General features: G+C 64.4%; 16 protein-coding genes. 11 read left to right on the top strand and 5 right to left on the bottom strand.

Annotated elements, in window-relative coordinates; translation table 11 throughout:
- Nucleotides 1-182 precede the first annotated feature (182 nt).
- A complete protein-coding gene (locus tag G365_RS19730) occupies nucleotides 183-1,172 on the top strand; it encodes a tRNA dihydrouridine synthase (protein WP_051089821.1) in 990 nt (329 codons plus the stop codon).
- Here G365_RS19730 and G365_RS19725 read toward each other — a convergent pair.
- Complete coding sequence (locus G365_RS19725; RefSeq protein WP_019643524.1) at nucleotides 1,150-1,524, bottom strand: hypothetical protein; 375 nt, start codon at nucleotides 1,522-1,524, stop codon at nucleotides 1,150-1,152. The genes G365_RS19730 and G365_RS19725 overlap by 23 nt on opposite strands.
- Nucleotides 1,525-1,965: 441 nt before the next feature.
- Between G365_RS19725 and G365_RS24430 the strand changes: the two genes are divergently transcribed.
- The 8 genes from G365_RS24430 to G365_RS0100405 all read left to right on the top strand — a co-directional run bounded on the left by G365_RS24430 (nucleotide 1,966) and on the right by G365_RS0100405 (nucleotide 11,624).
- The gene (locus G365_RS24430; RefSeq protein ID WP_026344976.1) at nucleotides 1,966-3,369 is read left to right on the top strand and encodes an SPOR domain-containing protein; all 1,404 of its coding nucleotides are present in this window, start codon (nucleotides 1,966-1,968) and stop codon (nucleotides 3,367-3,369) included.
- A 57-nt stretch (nucleotides 3,370-3,426) separates the two neighbouring features.
- Entirely contained in the window at nucleotides 3,427-3,774 is a 348-nt protein-coding gene (locus tag G365_RS0100435; protein WP_019643523.1) for a hypothetical protein, read from the top strand.
- Between the two features lie 210 nt (nucleotides 3,775-3,984).
- A complete protein-coding gene (gene radA / locus G365_RS19720; RefSeq protein ID WP_043741059.1) occupies nucleotides 3,985-5,418 on the top strand; it encodes a DNA repair protein RadA in 1,434 nt (477 codons plus the stop codon).
- A gap of 164 nt (nucleotides 5,419-5,582) precedes the next feature.
- Nucleotides 5,583-6,452, top strand: a complete 870-nt coding sequence (locus G365_RS19715; protein ID WP_019643521.1) for a CvpA family protein — start codon at nucleotides 5,583-5,585, stop codon at nucleotides 6,450-6,452.
- Nucleotides 6,453-6,635: 183 nt separating this feature from the next.
- Nucleotides 6,636-8,123, top strand: a complete 1,488-nt coding sequence (purF, locus tag G365_RS0100420; protein ID WP_019643520.1) for an amidophosphoribosyltransferase — start codon at nucleotides 6,636-6,638, stop codon at nucleotides 8,121-8,123.
- Nucleotides 8,124-8,201: 78 nt separating this feature from the next.
- Nucleotides 8,202-8,918: an SDR family NAD(P)-dependent oxidoreductase gene (locus G365_RS0100415; RefSeq protein WP_019643519.1), complete on the top strand. Its 717-nt coding sequence runs from the start codon at nucleotides 8,202-8,204 to the stop codon at nucleotides 8,916-8,918.
- A 102-nt stretch (nucleotides 8,919-9,020) separates the two neighbouring features.
- Complete coding sequence (locus G365_RS22525) at nucleotides 9,021-9,869, top strand: hypothetical protein (RefSeq protein ID WP_155976071.1); 849 nt, start codon at nucleotides 9,021-9,023, stop codon at nucleotides 9,867-9,869.
- A gap of 180 nt (nucleotides 9,870-10,049) precedes the next feature.
- Nucleotides 10,050-11,624: a sensor domain-containing diguanylate cyclase gene (locus G365_RS0100405; protein ID WP_019643517.1), complete on the top strand. Its 1,575-nt coding sequence runs from the start codon at nucleotides 10,050-10,052 to the stop codon at nucleotides 11,622-11,624.
- Here G365_RS0100405 and G365_RS0100400 read toward each other — a convergent pair.
- Complete coding sequence (locus G365_RS0100400) at nucleotides 11,602-12,393, bottom strand: methyltransferase domain-containing protein (protein ID WP_019643516.1); 792 nt, start codon at nucleotides 12,391-12,393, stop codon at nucleotides 11,602-11,604. The two genes, G365_RS0100405 and G365_RS0100400, sit on opposite strands and share 23 nt — an antisense overlap.
- Before the next feature lie 122 nt (nucleotides 12,394-12,515).
- Here G365_RS0100400 and G365_RS0100395 point away from each other — a divergent pair, with 122 nt between their 5' ends.
- Nucleotides 12,516-14,081, top strand: coding sequence for a gamma-glutamyltransferase (locus G365_RS0100395; RefSeq protein ID WP_019643515.1), 1,566 nt, complete (start codon nucleotides 12,516-12,518; stop codon nucleotides 14,079-14,081).
- A 589-nt stretch (nucleotides 14,082-14,670) separates the two neighbouring features.
- Complete coding sequence (locus G365_RS0100390; RefSeq protein ID WP_019643514.1) at nucleotides 14,671-16,146, top strand: methyl-accepting chemotaxis protein; 1,476 nt, start codon at nucleotides 14,671-14,673, stop codon at nucleotides 16,144-16,146.
- 18 nt (nucleotides 16,147-16,164) lie between these two features.
- On the opposite strand, the gene G365_RS0100385 is transcribed toward G365_RS0100390, so the two are convergent.
- The 3 genes from G365_RS0100385 to G365_RS0100375 all read right to left on the bottom strand — a co-directional run.
- Nucleotides 16,165-16,677, bottom strand: coding sequence for a cupin domain-containing protein (locus tag G365_RS0100385; protein ID WP_019643513.1), 513 nt, complete (start codon nucleotides 16,675-16,677; stop codon nucleotides 16,165-16,167).
- Between the two features lie 38 nt (nucleotides 16,678-16,715).
- On the bottom strand, nucleotides 16,716-17,312 hold the full coding sequence (locus tag G365_RS0100380) for a hypothetical protein (protein ID WP_019643512.1): 597 nt from the start codon (nucleotides 17,310-17,312) through the stop codon (nucleotides 16,716-16,718).
- Nucleotides 17,313-17,427: 115 nt separating this feature from the next.
- On the bottom strand, nucleotides 17,428-17,841 hold a 414-nt coding region (locus G365_RS0100375), incomplete at its 5' end, for a 3TM-type holin (RefSeq protein WP_211217643.1).

Here is a 17,841-nt window from a genome sequence, read left to right as displayed (position 1 = left end):
TGACTGCCCGTTTCCGATATCACGCCCTTAGCGGGTTCAACAATATAGATGCTATTTTTGCGGCTATCGAGCCAATTAAAGCATCCCGGGGTGCAGATATACCGGCATTGACGCTTTGCCTGCTTTCAGGCACACCCCCCGCCATCCCCCGTTATAACCATCCCGTTACGTAAGGATTCACCGTGCAGCTCCTCCTTGCCCCGATGGAAGGTCTGATGGACCCGGCCATGCGCGGCCTGCTGACCGCCCTTGGCGGCTATGACCGCGCTGTCAGCGAGTTTGTCCGGGTCTCTCAGGGGCTGTTGCCCGCCCATGTCTGGCACCGTTACTGCCCCGAACTGCTGACCGGGGGAGCCACCGCCGCCGGAACCCCGGTCTACGTGCAGATCATGGGGCCGGAGCCGGAAGTGACCGCCGACAACGCCGCCTATGCCGTCAGCCTGGGCGCACCGGGGATTGATCTGAACTTCGGCTGCCCGTCAAAGACGGTCAACCGCCGCTGCGCCGGAGCCAGCCTGCTGAAAACGCCGGAGCTGATCGCCGCGATCATTGCCGCCACCCGCCGGGCAGTCCCGGCTGAAATCCCGGTCACCGCCAAGGTGCGGCTGGGGTATGACGATAAGACACGGTTTCTGGAGATTGCTCACGCCGTGCAGGACGGCGGCGCGACATCGGTGGTGGTGCATGCCCGCACCCGTGAGGAAGGCTACCGCCCCCCGGCCCATTGGGAGTATGTCGGCGCGATCCGTGCCGCCCTGCGGATTCCGGTGATTGCCAACGGCGAAATCTGGACCCCGGCGGATTACGAAGCCTGCCGCACCGCCAGCGGCGGCCCTGATGTCATGCTCGGGCGTGGCGCCATTGCCCGGCCGGATCTGGCCCGGCGACTGCGCGGCGGCGATGCCACCCCCTGGCCGTGGGACAGAATTGCGGACTGCTTCCTGCGCTACGATGATGCCCTGACGGCGGATGGCTGCACCCCGACGATGCGGGCCGGGCGGCTGAAACAGTGGCTGGCACTGGTCAAACAGCACGCGACGGCGGACTGGCCGTTTACCCCGGCCCTGTTCGCCTGCCTGAAAGGCCTGACCGACATCAACGCCGTGCGGGAAACGTTACGGAATCCGCCACCCGCGACAGCCCCCGGCCTTACGGAATTTCCTGCGCCGTAAACCCGGTGGGCCCCATCGACAGGCGCACATGGTCCAGCTTGCCCAGCCGGGCCCGGTGATCGCCCGGCGCGGCGTATCCGGCAAACACCAGAATGTCGTATGACTTGCCCGAGTCGGGGCTGACATCGGTGGCGACCATCTGCGTACCGGGCACCAGCTGCCAGTTCCACACCCTGAAGCCATCAGGATAATCCAGCGTGATCTGCGGTTTGGTGGTGAACCAGGCCGTCGCCGGCATCGCCAGAAGCCGGGTCAGAAGCGTGTGATCGTACACCGCCACCACGTCAACCTGCAGGGCACTGTCATTGTTTGCACCGGGGGCAACAAAGATTTCCACAGCCGAGGTTTTCACTCCCGGCGACAGACTGTTGCATCCGGCGGGGGTAAGTGACAGAAACAGTATCAGGGCAATCCAGCCAGCCCGCCGTCCAACCCGCCATTCAACCCGTTGGCGTGACCGTCCGGGGGACTGTCCGGCCCATGACCGCAAGGCACTCTGCCAGAGGGAACATGACCGCACGATCCACCTCCGCTGTTTTCGATCCATGGTTGCTGTATGTCACAGGGACACTCTAGAGTGCAAGCACCACGACGTCGAGGCGGTCTTCCCCGCGAACGGGCCGGGCAGCCCCACCCTCCGCCTCAGCCCACATCCGGGAAAGGGGCGGGGAAAACAGATACGTCAGGAGGAGAGGTTGACGCCCTGCCCGCTTTCTTACGCGCCGCGCCGCGCTCGCCCCGCCCCCTGTCCCGCCCCCTGTATGGTTTCGCCCCTCATGCTCCGGTGTTGCCCTTGACCCGCTCTGTCCTGACCGCCCTGACCGCAGGCCTGATGATCGGCGGTGGCCTGTTGTTTGTCGGCGGGATGACCGCCGGGGTGCTGTGGTATTCCGGCAAGGGGCCGGTACAGACCGCGACCATCCCCATGCCGCCGCCACAGACTGCCCTGTCGCCGTCGCTGACCATTGACCCGGACCCGAAGCCGGAGCGGCCACAGGTCTTTACCCCTCCGCCCGCCCCGCCGGAGCCGGAACCCCCGGCACAGACCGCCGCCCGGCCTGTCGCACCGGCAGCACCGGCACCGGCTCCCGCCGTGCCATCCGGCATGCCTGCGCCGCCGTCACCGCTGAAGCCGTCGGACCTTGACGCCAAGCCGCCGGAATCCATTCTCGGTCTGTTGCTGAAGCCGGTGCCCCCGGCTGTGCCCGACCCTGCGCCGGAACCGGTGGTACAGGCCAGACCGCAGGTGCCGTCTGTTCTCAACCCGTCGCCGTCAGCACGGCCGCAGGTTTCTGCTGCGCTGCCTGCACCGGCCCCCCGTGCGGCCCCTGTTGCGGCCCCTGTCACAGCCCCCGTTCCGGTTTCCGTCACCCCGCCAGCGGTCATGCCCGATTCGACGGCCCGGTTGCCGCAGGCACCCTCGGCTCAGCCCCCGGCAGCGCAACCGGCAGCGCAGGCGGCACCACAGATCGCCGCCGTCAAACCTGAGCCCGTCAAACCCGAACCGGTGAAGGCTGCCCCCGTAAAGGCCGAACCGCCGAAGCCTGCGCCAACACCGGCCAAAGCCCCCCCAAAAGCTGAAACCGCAAAGCCTGAAGCAAAGCCTGAAGCAAAGACTGAGGCCAAGGCGGCCCCGAAACCGGACAGCAAAACGGCTAAGCCCACAGCCCCGGTGGCGGTGCAGTGGCAGGACGGCAACAGCGGCCCGGCCGTTGGCAGCGTCGCCACCGCTGACAAGGCCGCACAGCCTGCTCCGGCTCAGGCGTCAGCCCCCGTTCAGGGATCCGTGATGGATGCGCTGACCCTGCCACAGGCCCCGGTCGGGTCACGGGTTGAGGTCAGTGCCGACGGTGAACGCCAGACCATCACCCAGCGCACCGCCGCCAAGGCTGAAGAAAAAGTGCCAGAGAAGGCCCCGGAGAAGGCACCGGAGAAGGTCAGGGACGAAAAGCCCTCTGCCTCCGGCCGGGTTGCCGTCCGCTCCGGCGTGTTTGCGCAGGATGAGAACGTTCGCAGCCGTCTGGCGGAACTGAAGGCGATCGGCCTGAGCGGTACGGTCCACACCTTCACCAATTCTGCCGGCAAAACCATGAAAGTGGTGGAAGTCGGGCGCTATCCGTCCCGCAAGGCTGCCGCCCCGGTGATCGCCAAGCTGAAAGCCAAAAAGCTGGAAGTCTACGTGGCTGATCCGCCGTAAGCCCTTCCGCGTACCTTGTACCTTTCCATCTTTTTATACCGACAGGAACCCGATGCGATGAGCAAGCCCCCCTCTGACACCGAAGGTCGCCCCGGCGTTGATCTGCCCGGTCTGTCCCTGCCGGTGGAAGGCCCGGATGGCAGCACACAGGCCCTGCTGGTGCCCATCCGCCCCCCGGCGGACCCTGATGCGGTGATTGACCTGATAGGGCGGCTGGATGCCTTTTTTGAGGAAGAGGCCGCTGACCCGGCTGACGCCACGCTGGGGGCTCTGCTGCTGTCACTGGCGGCCAGCATGCAGGTCAACACCGACTGGCCGGTGACGGCCCGGCTGGATGCCTTCCTGCAACAGGTGACGGAACTGGTGGAAGACGCCCGGTCGTATCTGGACGCCACCACACACTGATTCTGCCCGGTCATCGGGTCAGCGTCAGCCCTCTTCCAAAGCCCCGCCGTCTTTCGGCGGGGTTTATTTTTTCATGAGCTGTCGTGGAGGAAGGGCACGCGTCCCTCTTCCACAGCAGATGACCTGACGGGGGCCTTGCCCCCGCCCCGGCGGGCGGGTACAAACACGCCAGATCTCACTCCCCGTTCGCCCCCGGAGACACCCCGCCCCGTGGCCAAATCGACCAGCCAGTACGTCTGCCAGTCCTGCGGCGCTGTCTATCCCCGCTGGGCCGGGCGGTGCGACGCCTGCGGCGAATGGAATTCCCTGATGGAAGAGGCCCGCAGCGATGTCGGGCCGAAAGCGGTAACCGCCGGCAAAGGCGGGCGCAAGCTGGGCTTCGTCAGCCTGAAAGGCGAAACCAAGGCCCCGCCGCGCTGGCCCACCGGCATCGCCGAGCTGGACCGCGTCTGTGGCGGCGGGCTGGTTCCGGCCTCGGCCCTGCTGGTCGGCGGCGACCCCGGAATCGGTAAATCCACCCTGCTGCTGCAGGCCACCGCCGCACTGGCCCGCACCGGCCTGAGCGTTGCCTATATCTCCGGCGAAGAAGCGGTTGATCAGGTCCGGCTGCGCGCCGCCCGGCTGGGGCTGGATGAAGCCCCGGTGGCGCTGGCCTCTGCCAACAATCTGCGCGACATTCTGGCCACGCTGGAAGAACCGAACGGCCCGCAGGTGGTGGTGATCGATTCGATCCAGACCATGTATCTCGACAGCCTCGATTCCGCCCCCGGCAGCGTCGCGCAGGTGCGCGCCTGCTCGCACGAGCTGATCCGGCTGGCGAAAAAGCGCGGTTTCTCGCTGTTCCTCGTCGGTCATGTCACCAAGGAAGGGTCGCTGGCCGGGCCACGGGTGATGGAACACATGGTTGATACCGTTCTCTATTTTGAAGGGGAGCGTGGCCACCAGTTCCGTATTCTGCGGGCGGTGAAAAACCGCTTCGGCGCCACCGACGAGATCGGGGTGTTTGAAATGACCGACGGCGGCCTGTCGGAAGTGACCAATCCGTCGGCGCTGTTTCTGGCCGAGCGCCGGGGCAATATCTCCGGCAGCTGCGTCATGGCCGGGATGGAAGGCACCCGCCCGGTGCTGGTGGAAATTCAGGCCCTTGTCGCCTCCTCCGCTGCCGGAACCCCACGCCGGGCGGTGGTCGGCTGGGACAGCGGACGGCTGTCGATGGTGCTGGCGGTGCTGGAGGCACGCTGCGGCCTTGCCTTGGGCGGAAATGACGTTTATTTGAACGTCGCCGGGGGGCTGCGCGTCACCGAACCTGCCGCCGATCTGGCGGTGGTGGCGGCGCTGATCTCTTCGGCCTGCGGGACGCCGGTTCCGGCGGATCTGGTGGTGTTTGGCGAAATCGGCCTCTCGGGCGAAATCCGCATGGTGTCGCAGGCGGAAACCCGCCTGAAAGAAGCCGCCAAGCTGGGCTTTGCCGAGGCGATGTGCCCGACCCGCCGCGCCAAAGGCAAAGGCAAACCCCCGGCGGTGGAAGGGCTGCGGCTGCGGGAAATCGGCCACCTGCAGGATCTGGTCAGTCTGTTCCCGACGGACGAACTGACCGGAAACGGCAAGGCGGGCGAGGGCAAGAAAGCCAAAGCAGAGGACTGACCGGCCCCCGGACGGGGGAACAGCCGGGCAGAAACAGGATTACGTGTTTTGCCGACGGGGCTTTTAAACCCCTTTTAATCAGCCGGGCGGTACTGTCCCGGCAGGCTGCCCGGCCTTCCGGCAGGGGCAGCGGACAACAGACAGAACGGATAACGGACCCGCTGATGAACTCGATTTCGCTGACCGCACTGGATCTGGTGGCCATCGGCATTGTGCTGATTTCGGCCGGTCTGGCTTTCCTGCGCGGGTTCGTCCACGAAGTGCTGTCGATCGGCGCGTGGGTCGGCGCGGCTTTTGCCACCCTGTACGGTTTCCCGGTTGCCCGGCCGCTGGCGCGGGAACACATCAGCATCCCGCTGGCGGCGGATATCGCCGCCGGGGTCGGGGTGTTTCTGGTGGCGCTGCTGCTGCTGTCGATCGTCACCTCGGCCATTTCCAAACAGGTGCAGTCTTCCGGCCTTAACTCGCTCGACCGTTCGCTCGGCTTCCTGTTCGGGCTGGTGCGCGGGGCGGTGGTGGTGTCGCTGGGCTTTATCGTGCTGACCTGGGTGTTCCCCCCGGTTTCGGCCCGCCCGGCCTGGATCGAACAGGCCCGTGGCCTGCCGATGATTGAACGCGGGGCTGACCTGCTGCGCTCTCTGGTGCCTGCCGATATGCTGCAGGAAGAGGAACGCGCCCGGTCAATGACGCAGGACGCGCAGGAACAGGCCCGCCGCGCCATGGAAGCCAAACAGCTGTACGACCGCCTCAGCCAGCCGGCCCCCGGTGCCCCGCAGCAGGTGCCGCCCTCCGGCGGGGCCCTGCCGCAGACCAGCGTGCAGAGTGCCCCCACCCCGACCCTGATCGGCCCCAACGGCATCGGCGCCAACGGGACCCCGGCCCGCCCGCCGTCCACCGCCCCGTCGCTGAACGGTCAGGTGCTGTCCGGTCCCCAGAATGGTGCCCAGAACGGTCAGGCAGCCCCGCAGCCCGGCACCGGCTACACCGACAAGGACCGGCAGGGCATCAACCAGATCATTCAGAAGACCCAGTGACGCCCGGCAAAACCGCCCCGGCCCGCGATCAGCGGATGCAGACGGCGGCGGCAGCCCTTATATGAATAAAATCTCCGTCATATATGAATAAAATCTCCGTCATATGAAGGGCGGCCCAACCGCCCCATCCTGTCCCCCGCCCCCGCGACTGACCGCATTTGCTCACGAGGCCCCGAGGCAACCATGGTCCACTTCCCGCAGCTCCCGTTCGGACTCCCTGACGATCAGGACGACGACAAACCCCGCGAAGAATGCGGCGTGTTCGGCATCTTCAACGATGCTGACGCGGCGGCCCACACCGCCCTTGGCCTGCACGCCCTGCAGCACCGCGGGCAGGAAGCGGCGGGCATCGTTGCCTGTGACGGCGAGCAGTTCCATTCCCACCGCGGGCTGGGCCACGTCCACCGGGTGTTCAAGTCGGAAAAGAACACCATCCGCCTTGAAGGTGCCCTCGCCATCGGTCATGTGCGCTATTCCACCTCCGGCGATCCGGCCCTGCGCAACGTGCAGCCGCTGTATGCCGACCTTGCCTTCGGCGGCATCGCGCTGGCGCACAACGGCAACCTGACCAACGCCCTGACCCTGCGTCACAAGCTGGTGGAACAGGGCTGCATCTTCCAGTCCACCTCTGATACCGAAGTGATCATCCAGCTGATGGCGCGGTCGCAGAAGGTCAGCGTTGAAGACCGCCTGATTGACGCCCTGTCGCAGATCGACGGTGCCTATTCGCTGGTGGTGATGACCGAAGACACCCTGATCGGCGTGCGCGACCCGCAGGGCTACCGCCCGCTGGTGCTGGGCAGCCACGGCGATGCCACCATTATGGCGTCGGAAACCTGCGCGCTGGACATCATCAACGCCGAATACGTGCGCGATGTGCAGCCCGGCGAAATGGTGGTGATCAACCGCGACGGTATCCGCACCCTCAACCCGTTCCCGCAGCAGGGCCGCCGGTTCTGCGTGTTCGAGTACATCTACTTCGCCCGCCCGGACTCGCTGTGCGAGGGCCTGAGTGTGTACGAGATGCGCAAGAACATCGGTGCTGAACTGGCCCGTGAATCCGGCGTCGAAGCCGACGTCGTGGTGCCGGTGCCGGACTCCGGGATTCCGGCGGCACTGGGCTATGCGCAGGCCTCGGGCATTCCGTTTGAACTCGGCATCATCCGTAACCACTATGTCGGCCGCACCTTCATTCAGCCGACCCAGAAGACCCGCGACATCGGCGTGCGCCGCAAGCACAACGCCAACCGCAAGTATCTGGAAGGCAAGCGGGTGATTCTGGTCGATGATTCCATCGTCCGCGGCACCACCTCCACCAAGATCGTCGATATGGTCCGGCAGGCCGGGGCGGCGGAAGTGCATCTGCGCATCTCCTCTCCGCCCACCGCGCACCCGTGCTACTTCGGCATCGACACCCCGGAACGGGACAAGCTGCTGGCGGCCCGCTTCGATGTGGCCGGCATGGCCCGGGTGCTGGGCGTTGACAGCCTTGCTTTCGTTTCGGTCGATGGCCTGTACCGCGCCGCCGGTCTGCCCGGCCGCGACAATGCCAACCCCGGCTATTGCGATGCCTGCTTCACCGGCGATTACGCCACCCGCCTGCTGGATAACGAGACCCCCAGCGAAATGCGCGTGGTCACCCGCCTGAACGAGCGCCGCAAGACCGGCTGAGCCACCCCCTGAAGACCAAGGGCGCGGCGGAGTAAGCTCCGACGCGCCCTTTTCCCATCCGATCAGGAGACCAAGACAGTGAGCAAACGACTGGACGGGCGGATTGCCCTCGTCACCGGGGCGTCGCGCGGTATCGGCCGGGCGGTTGCCCGGGCTTTCGCCGCCGAAGGGGCCACCGTGGTCGCCGTCGCCCGCACCCAGGGCGCGCTGGAAGACCTGGATGACGAGGTCCGTTCCGCCGGGGGCGCACCGCTGGCGCTGGTGGCGGAAGACCTGCGGAAGACCGACAAGATCGAGCAGATCGCCACTGCCATCTACAACCGCTACGGCAAACTGGACATTCTGGCCGGGTGTGCCGGGCTGCTGGGGCAGCTGGGGCCGATCGGCCACATCAAGGCCAAGACGTTCGATGACGTCTTCAACACCAATGTCCGCATGAACTGGGATCTGATCCGCTATTTTGATCCGCTGCTGCGGCTGTCGGATGCCGGGCGCGCGGTGTTTCTGACCAGCGACCGCCCGGATACCCTGACCGCATACTGGGGCAGCTATGCCGCCTCGCAGGCGGCGCTGGAGACGCTGGTGAAGACGTGGGCGGCGGAAACCGCCAGCACCGCCCTGCGCGTCAACCTGTACAACCCCGGCCCGACCCGCACCCGCCTGCGCGAACAGGCCTTCCCCGGTGAAAACCCGGAGACGGTGCCCGCCCCCGAGGTCCACGGTGATCCGCTGATCACCCTGTGCAGCCCGGCGGAAACCCGGAACGGCGAGAAAGTAAGCTACAGCGCGGCCTGACCCGCAGCGGCAGGCAGGACAGGGATCCCTCCCCGTCCTGCCTTTTTTCTGCCTGCCTCTTCTCTGTCGATCCAGCCCCTGATCCCGGGACAGCCTGCCACCATGCCCAGAGGACCCTACACCCCCCGCCTGTCTTTTCGACGGAATGGCCTGAAAGCTGCCATTCTGTTCTGCCTCGCCGCGCTGCTTCAGGGGTGCAGCCTGATGCGGGCCGGGTATGTCTCGTTTCGCTCGCCGGAGGATTTCCCCAAGGTTTCAGAGGCACCTCCGGTTTATGCCGAGCCGGGGGCAGAGGAGATTGCCCGCACCCTTGCCGCCGCCCTGCCGCAGGCGGTCAGGCAGATTGAAGCGACACACGGCGGACCGATGGCGGCCCCGCCACCGATTATCGTCTGCGCCACCGCCCCCTGTTACGGGCATTACGCCGCCATCCCGGCGTCGGCAGCGGAAACCCTGAAGGACATCAGAATTACCATCAACGGGGCGCTGATCCTGAAAGGCGAGCGGGATACGGTGCAGCTGCTGACTCATGAGCTGTCGCATTACTACTGGTACGCTCAGGGCATTCTGTTTCAACCGCGATGGTTCGAGGAAGGGCTGGCCGTCTGGGCCTCCGGCGGAGGCGGGGCGGAAAAAGCCAGCGTGGAAGCCGCCGGACAGGCGATCGCCGCTGGCAAAATGATTCACCCGACGCTGGATTCCGGCCTGTGGACCTATCTCTTCCATCCCCCGGAAGCACCGGACAACAACTGGTACCAGTTTTACCGCCAGTCGGGGATGTTTGTGCAGTCGCTGCATGACAGCAGCCCTGACCGCTTCAACGCCCTGCTGGCCGCCCTGCGGCAGACCGGCGATTTACAGACTGCATGGCCAACCGTGTATCCCGACAGCCCTGATGTGATGTGGGCCCGGTTTACGGCGGACATCAGCCGGCAGGCTACCGCCAACTGACCCCGCACAGGCGCTGTTGTCTTCTGCGGCTCCTTTCCGCCTCAGACGGCTTGTCCGTGCCGGAAAAACCGACTGTAAACATACTTCTTGCCCATAGGCATAGCCCCGGCACACAGGCACACTGAGGTCAGAAAAACCGGCACTTCCCCGCCGCCTTCCGACCCGCCGGGAGATTTCCGCATGACCCATTCAGGAGATACCTTCTCCCGGCGCTGGCACTGGCTGGTTGCTGCCGTGGTGGTCCTGACCGTGGTGTTTGCCGCCGGGTCTTTCATTCATCACGTCAACACCATCAAGGCCGTCACCCGCGCCACGTTTGAAAGCCGCCTGCAACTGACCCGGCAGTTCATGGCGGTCAGCTCTGCCGTTGTTGCGGTCATGCGTGACCGGTTTGTCGATGCTTATACCGATGTGCATTTTGATACCCCACTGCATCTGACACCGCTGACCCTGCCGGGGCCCCCGGCGTGGCAGGCCAGCACCCGTCACGGCACCACCACCGGCGATACGGCGGCGGTACCTGACGATAGCCTGTGGCGGCAGCTGAACGCCGCCGACCGCATGAGTACCGAGCTGAACACGGTCCTCAGCTACAGCCCGGAAGTGGCATGGCTGTATTTTCTGTCAGACCGGGGCTTTCTGCACCTGATGCCCCGGGCCCCGGTGACACAGGTGGTCTTCTCGCCCAAACTGTATGAGCGGGCCTACTGGCGGCAGTCGGTCCCCAAAGCCAACCCCGGTCGCCGGGTGACTCTGGCCGGGCCCTATGAGGACATCGGGGGCAAGGGGCAGGTTCTGACCATTGCCGTACCCGTCTATGACGGCACTGTCTTTCTGGGCATCACGGCGCTGGATATGCGGATCGACAGCCTGACCAGCGTGCTGAATGTCGGCATGGCCGCCGGTACATCCTATCTGATCAATGAAAAAGACCGTCTGGTTGCCGCCCAGACCAGTATCCGGATCCCCGAGCCCGACACGGTCGCCGGATTACAGACATCCGGCGACTGGTATACCGCTGACGACGGCGATCTGCAGCTGGCCGGGGATGTGGTGGAAGGCGAACTGTGGATGATCCACCATCTGCCACTGTCTGACCTGTATCTGGCCGCCGCCCGCGACAGTTCCGGCACCTGGCTGGGGCTGCTGCTGACCGTGGTGCTGTGTGGATCAGGGTTCCGCATGCTGGCGCTGCTGCGCCAGATTGCCCGGATGACCTATCACGATGCCCTGACCGGCCTGCCCAACCGCCGCCTGCTGGAAGACCGCCTGCAGATGGCCCTGCCTGCCGCCATCCGTGCCGGGCAGCGCACCGCCCTGCTGTTCATTGATCTGGATAAGTTCAAGCCGGTCAACGACCAGTACGGCCATGCCGCCGGAGACTGGTTACTGAAACAGGCCGCCATCCGGATGCGCCATGTGCTGCGGGCCGGGGATACCGTCGCCCGCATGGGCGGGGATGAGTTTGTGGTGCTGCTGCCTGCCCTGCCGACTGCCGCCGACGCCATAACCGCCGCCGAGAAGCTGCGTCTGGCGCTGGAAGGGCCGTTTATCCACGACAGCCACGGCCCGATCCGGATTTCCTCCAGCATCGGGGTCGCCCTGTCCCCCGATCATGCGCGGGAAGCCGGGGAACTGCTGCGGTTTGGCGATGAGGCAATGTATGAGGCCAAAAAAGCCGGACGAAACCGGGTGAGTCTGTTCTCAGACCAGACAGCGCCGGTCTCTGCCCTCAGCACCGCACCGCAACCATGAACACCCGCCGGAACGGAAACAGCGTGCTGCCGTCAGCCTGACGCGGATAGGCTCCCCGCAAGCGGGCGGCATAGGCGGCCTCGAACGCCGCAGCCTCGGCCGCGCCATCCGGCAGGGTCAGCAACACGGCCTGCACCACCCGCAGCAAGGTCGAGCGCACCCATTCCAGCACCGGATCCTCGCCGGTCAGCACCTGAATATAGGTGCTCTCCCACACATCCAGACCGCTGGCGAACGGGGCCAGCCAGCGGTGATAGTCCGCCGGGTCCGCCACCGGATCAGGCCGCAGCACCGGGGCCAGCGCCGCCTGCCAGCGGCTGCGGCTGGCTGCGGTTTCCTGCAGCAGGGTATGGCTGGGGGCAGCATGATTGCCCGGCACCTGCACCGCCAGCACCGCACCGGGCCGCAAGGCCCGCAGCAGGGCAGGTAACAGGGCGGCGTGGTTATCCAGCCAGTGCAGGACCGCGTTGGAAAACAGCAGGTCCACCTCCGGCCCCGGCCGCCACACCCCGGCATCCGCCGGGCTGTAATCCCCCGCCGGATCAGAAACGCGGGCCGACGCCAGCATGGCCAGATCATTATCCAGCCCGCTCACCTGCGCCTGCGGCCAGCGGGCCTTAAGCGCCCGGGTCGAAAGACCGGGCCCACAGCCGAGATCAATGATCTGCCCCGGGGCCTGAAGCGGGATTCTGGCGATCAGATCCTGCGCCGGACGGGTACGGTGATCGGTAAAACGCAGATACTGCTGCGGATCCCACGCGGTGGCCATCAACACTCCCCTTTCCCCCCGGAGTCTGTATCGTCATGGTAGCACAGGCTGGGGTCTTGCCGAACCGGGATGACCGTATAAACTGTGCCGTACATTGATCTTTCCCCATTGCCGGAGCATTCATGAAACAGGGCGCCGTCGCCGCAGGTCATCCCGAAACCGCCAGAGCCGCCGCCATGGTGCTGGAAAACGGCGGTAACGCCTTTGATGCCGCACTGGCGGCCTTTCTGGCCTCCTGCGTGACAGAGCCGGTGCTGAGTTCGCTGGGTGGCGGCGGGTTTCTGCTGGCCCGTCCGGCAGGCCGCCCGGCAAAGGTGCTGGACTTTTTTGTACAGACACCCCGCCGCAAACTGCGGGAAAGCGCCTGCGACTTCCGCCCGGTGACAGCCGATTTTGGCACCACCACCCAGCAGTTTCACGCCGGGTTCGCCGCCATGGCGGTGCCGGGGGCGGTGCGCGGGGTGTTTGATGCCCACGCCGCACTGGGCAGGATGCCGCTGAAGGAACTGGCGGAACCGGCCCGGATGCTGGCCCGGGACGGGGTAACCGTCAACACCCAGCAGGCCTATGTGTTTTCGGTGGTCAAAGCCATTCTGGCCCTGTCCGCCGACAGCCGGTCCCTGTTCTTCCGCCCGGGTGAAGACGGCACCCCTTCCGCCACGCCGCTGGCGGCAGGAGACACCTTCCGTCACCCGGTACTGGCCGATGTGCTGGATGCCCTGACTCACGAAGGGCCGGATCTTTTTTACCGGGGTGAAATTGCGCGCGCCCTGACCGACGCCCATGCCGAACACGGCGGCCACCTGACGATGGACGATCTGCGCACCTACCGCACCCATGTGCGCGATACGCTGTCGCTGAAGCATGATGACATCACCATTCACACCAATCCGCCCCCGTCTTCCGGCGGAACGCTGATTGCCTTCGGGCTGGAACTGCTGCGGGGCCAGAGTCTGCACAAACTGGCGTGGGGCAGCCGGGCCCAGCGCCGCATGCTGGCCCGGGTGATGGACCTGACCGGCGCCGCCCGCGCGACGCTGGAAGCCCGGCACGGTGACGACTGGCGCGACCATATGCTCGACCCTGCCCTGCTGGAAACATGGCGCAGCCAGATCGAAGGCCGGGCCAGCGCCTATCGCGGCACCACCCACATCAGCGTGGTTGACGCCGCAGGCAATGCCGCCGCCCTGACCGTTTCCAACGGCGAAGGATCAGGCTGGATGATCCCCGGCACCGGCATCATCATGAACAACATGCTGGGGGAAGAAGACCTGCTGCCCGCCGCCGGACACGGGGGGCCGGACTGGCTAAGCTGGCCGACGGACAGCCGGATGACATCGATGATGGCCCCGACACTGGCCCTGCACCGTGACGGCGGCGAATGGGTGCTGGGATCCGGCGGATCACGGCGGATCCGCACCGCACTGCTACAGGTGCTGGTCAACCTGTTCAGCTACGGCATGGCGCTGGATGACGCCATCACCGCGCCCCGCCTGCACTGCGAAAACGGCCGCCTGACGCTGGAATGCGACCTGCCGGACGGGCTGGCCGACGAATGGCGCGACCCGGTCCTGTGGCCGGAGCGGAACATGTACTTCGGCGGGGTTCACGCGGTGCAGCGTACCCGCAGCGGCGGGCTTGACGCCTTTGCCGACCCCCGCCGGGACGGCGCGGCCCTGATCGTCTGAGGAGACGGTCAGCCCGAACCGACAGTTTCTATCAAAAACATAATATTTTGTTTTTATTATTCACGTAAAAGTGAAAAATCTCTCGCAAAATGATTTGCATTATGCATTAAACAAAATTTCGAAATAAATAATCTGGTCGATTTGTTACGGATCAGAAAACAGTTACACTCCTAGGATAACCTTCATACCCAGGAGGATATCACTCTTAGCAAGTGCAGCAAATATGCGGATACTTTCTGCCCCCTTCTACCGGACATGCAACCATAGACTTTTATCCGAACAGAAGACTCTAATATCCGCGAATAAAAATTCTGCGACCTGATGCAGTATTCTGAGAAAACATCCCTCGGAAGCATCAGATCTTAGCTGCCCCTGACGAAGCATCTTCCCTGGACCATAAGACCTTCCGGCACCGCCTGATGGCGTTGAGTTCTGTACCCGGGGATTCCGCCACACCGGCAAAGACAGAAAAGCAGTCGACATCGACACCACCGACAACCCGATCAGGGATTCTGACGGGACGCTGATCGGCATCATAAAATTCGCCACAGACATCACCATAAGCAGTTCAGGACACCAGGAGACAACCATGATTCACATTCGCAATCAGGCTGCAGATGTTGTCTCCGCCATCTCTGCCGCACAGGCGATCATCGAGTTTTCTCTTGATGGTACGATCCTCTGCGCCAATCAGAACTTTTGCGACCTGATGCAGTATTCAGCGCAGGATCTGCCAGGGCAGAAACACCGGATCTTTGTGTCGCCTGAATATGCGGCCTCTCAGGACTATCAGGAGTTCTGGGAGAAACTTCGCAGTGGAAAACAGTTCACCTCCTCTTTCCAGCGTTTTGCCAAAGATGGAAGCACACGGTGGATTCAGGGCAGCTATATTCCGGTCCGTGACCGCTCCGGCCGCCTGTATAAGGTGATTAAGATTGCCACCGACATCACCGAGGAAAAGCAGAAAGCCCTGCTGCAGGAAAGCCAGCTTGCCGCCCTCAACCGCTCTCAGGCGGTTATTCAATTCACCGTCGACGGCATTGTCATGCATGCAAATGCCAACTTTCTGCAGACACTTGGCTATACGCTGGAAGAAATCCGGGGCCAGCATCACCGGCTGTTTGTTGACCCAGCGGAGCACGGCAGCGCAGAGTACAAGGCATTCTGGAGTGATCTCCGGGCCGGCGAGTTCCGGGTCAGTGAATTTCGCCGTATCGGTAAGGGCGGGCGCGAGGTCTACATTCAGGCGTCGTACAATCCGATTTTTGACGCAGCCGGGCACGTGGTCGGGGTTGTAAAGTTCGCCACGGACATCACCGCGCAGGTACAGGACCGGGTCCGCCGGAATGAGGTCCAGCAGGCCATTGATGATGAGCTGACCCAGATTGTTGCCTTTATCGACGCTGCCAACAGTCAGTCAACTTCGGTCGCCAGTGCGGCACTGCAATCATCCGGCAACGTACAGGCCATTGCTTCGGGCGCGGAACAGATGTCTGCCTCGGTCATGGAAATCAGCCGCCAGGTTACTCAGGCTTCGCAGATTTCAATAGAGGCCGCCCAGCAGGCCGAAGGGACAGACCAGACCGTAACCAAGCTGATGCAGGCAACCGACCGCATCGGTCAGGTCGTCAGGCTGATCAACGACATTGCCGGTCAAACAAATCTGCTTGCCTTGAATGCCACCATCGAAGCCGCCCGCGCCGGAGCCGCCGGAAAAGGGTTTGCTGTTGTCGCCAATGAGGTGAAAAGCCTGGCCAGCCAGACCAGCCGCGCCACCGATGAAATCACTCAGCAGATTACGGCTGTACAGAACAGCACCCAGTCCGCAGTCGGTGAAATCCGTAGTATTGCCACCACGATCGGGAACCTCAGCCGGATTTCCGCCTCAATTGCCTCAGCTGTGGCCCAGCAGACTGCTACCACCCACGAAATCTCAAACAATATGGCCATTGCCGCCAGCGGAGTTGAAAGCATCACAGCCAGCGTTAACCACATCGCGCGGGACCTGAAAAACCTGCACTCCTCCGCCCTGCAGATCAAAGAACAATCCGCGCGGCTGGCCTGAACAGGACGCCTGTCCGCCCTACTCTTCCCCATCCCAGTACTCAACGGCGCTTTCCGGCCTGCCGATATGGCGGAACACCCGGGTTCCGGGCTCCCCCGGCGGGCCGGGAACCCGGTGAACTGCCCCGAATTTACCGCTGTCCGGGTATTCCGCAATCTCGGGATACCGGGCGGTCGCAATCGCCAGATAGCGCAGATCGTCGCTGCCGGTGTTACGGATCTGGTGAGCGGTTTCCGGCCCGTCGGGCGGACAGGCCACCACATCACCCGCCCGGAGCGGATAGCGGCGGTCCCCCAGCCGCAGCTCGCCGCTGCCAGACAGGATCACGAACATCTCTTCATTGACGGTATGGCTGTGGAACGGGAAAGCCGCCTTGCCCGGTGGTACCAGCGTGACGTTATACCCCAGCTTCACCGCCCCGATTTTCCAGCCGATGTCAGCGATCTGCGCCTCAAACGCCCCGCCGTTTCCAAAAGGCTGATAGGTCAGGTCATCAAGGTTGATCACCGGGGACAGAACGGGCGCAGACATCGGGGGTGTCTCCTAAAGGGGGGATCAGATTTCAGGGATCAGGGTTCAGCTTTCAGGCGCAGCAGCAGCGGTGTCCCTTCGATCATGTCGTAATTTTTCCAGCGGTAACAGCGGGAGAACAGACCCGGCGTGCTGTCGGCGTTATGCTCAATCACCGGCATATCGGTGGTGATGCAGATGTCGCCGGTGCTGGTCAGGCCTTTCGGCGGTTTTTTCAGGTCTTTCAGACGCAGCCCGCGAACCTCCAGCACCCCATCCTGCACCAGTTTGATCTGAAGCAGATCTGCCAGCATCCTCATTTTTCCGGCCCGGTAACTGCCCGCTGTCTCCAGCCGGGCCTCAAACCGGGCGTCGCCCTTATACTCCAGCGTCAGGCCCCGTGCCTCCTTCGTCAGTTCTTTGGAGTACAGGCGGACCATCTCTTCCTCCAGCTTGGGGGAAAGCTGCCCTTTATCGCGGGCGGTCAGCATGACCAGATCGACCAGCTGACCATTGTACGTCAGGGTGTAATCCCCGGCGGCGGTCAGATCCAGCGTTGCCTTATAGCGGTCCGGCACCAGACAGGCGGCCAGCAGCACACACGTCGCCACCGCCACCCAACGCAGCAGGGCCGGATATTTCTGCGGTCTGTTCATCTTTCCCCCAGCCTCTCCGGCTCTCATCCGGTCCGGATCATTCCGCCATAGGCTGACACTGTACCGGTCCGCCGCGAGCTGGTCCACCCGCACCCGAGGACAGGGCTCTTCCCCCTCACCGCGCCACGCCGCGCATTTTCTCCACGGTGCGCAGCCCGGCAACGCCGAGCATGGCGAGGATCAGCTCCCACAGCATGTCATCCAGCTTGGGCAGCGGCGGCACCGGGTGCCCGGCGGCGGCGGCGGCCCATTCCAGCAGCGGCCCGGCCACATACTGCGCCGCCAGCGCCGCCCCGCACACCCAGCCGATAAACGGTCGCCAGCCGCCGATGAACAGGCTGCCGGTCGCGGCTTCCGTCTTGTTCACCTCCACCTGTGCCAGTGCCGCCTGATTGGCGGCATCGACCAGCCGCAGCTCCAGTTCCGCCTTCGCCTTCGCGGCTTCGGCGCTGTCGGGGATCAGCCGGTCCAGCACACTGCCCAGCACCGGCACCAGCGCCGCGATCAGCGGCACCATCACGGATACCCC

The sequence above is a fragment of the Novispirillum itersonii subsp. itersonii ATCC 12639 genome, from assembly GCF_000381985.1.
In the GTDB taxonomy this organism is placed as follows: domain Bacteria; phylum Pseudomonadota; class Alphaproteobacteria; order Rhodospirillales; family Rhodospirillaceae; genus Novispirillum; species Novispirillum itersonii.
The sequence above is the reverse complement of the archived record's forward strand: the minus strand, read 5'-3'. Positions and strand labels throughout refer to the sequence as shown.

Bases quoted from the DNA above. Each gene is read 5' to 3' on its own strand.
- G365_RS0100435 (WP_019643523.1), top strand. From the start codon at position 3,427: ATGAGCAAGCCCCCCTCTGACACCGAAGGTCGCCCCGGCGTTGATCTG.
- G365_RS19715 (WP_019643521.1), top strand. From the start codon at position 5,583: ATGAACTCGATTTCGCTGACCGCACTGGATCTGGTGGCCATCGGCATT.
- purF (WP_019643520.1), top strand. From the start codon at position 6,636: ATGGTCCACTTCCCGCAGCTCCCGTTCGGACTCCCTGACGATCAGGAC.
- G365_RS22525 (WP_155976071.1), top strand. From the start codon at position 9,021: ATGCCCAGAGGACCCTACACCCCCCGCCTGTCTTTTCGACGGAATGGC.
- G365_RS0100405 (WP_019643517.1), top strand. From the start codon at position 10,050: ATGACCCATTCAGGAGATACCTTCTCCCGGCGCTGGCACTGGCTGGTT.
- G365_RS0100400 (WP_019643516.1), bottom strand. From the start codon at position 12,393: ATGGCCACCGCGTGGGATCCGCAGCAGTATCTGCGTTTTACCGATCAC.
- G365_RS0100395 (WP_019643515.1), top strand. From the start codon at position 12,516: ATGAAACAGGGCGCCGTCGCCGCAGGTCATCCCGAAACCGCCAGAGCC.
- G365_RS0100390 (WP_019643514.1), top strand. From the start codon at position 14,671: ATGATTCACATTCGCAATCAGGCTGCAGATGTTGTCTCCGCCATCTCT.
- G365_RS0100385 (WP_019643513.1), bottom strand. From the start codon at position 16,677: ATGTCTGCGCCCGTTCTGTCCCCGGTGATCAACCTTGATGACCTGACC.
- G365_RS0100380 (WP_019643512.1), bottom strand. From the start codon at position 17,312: ATGAACAGACCGCAGAAATATCCGGCCCTGCTGCGTTGGGTGGCGGTG.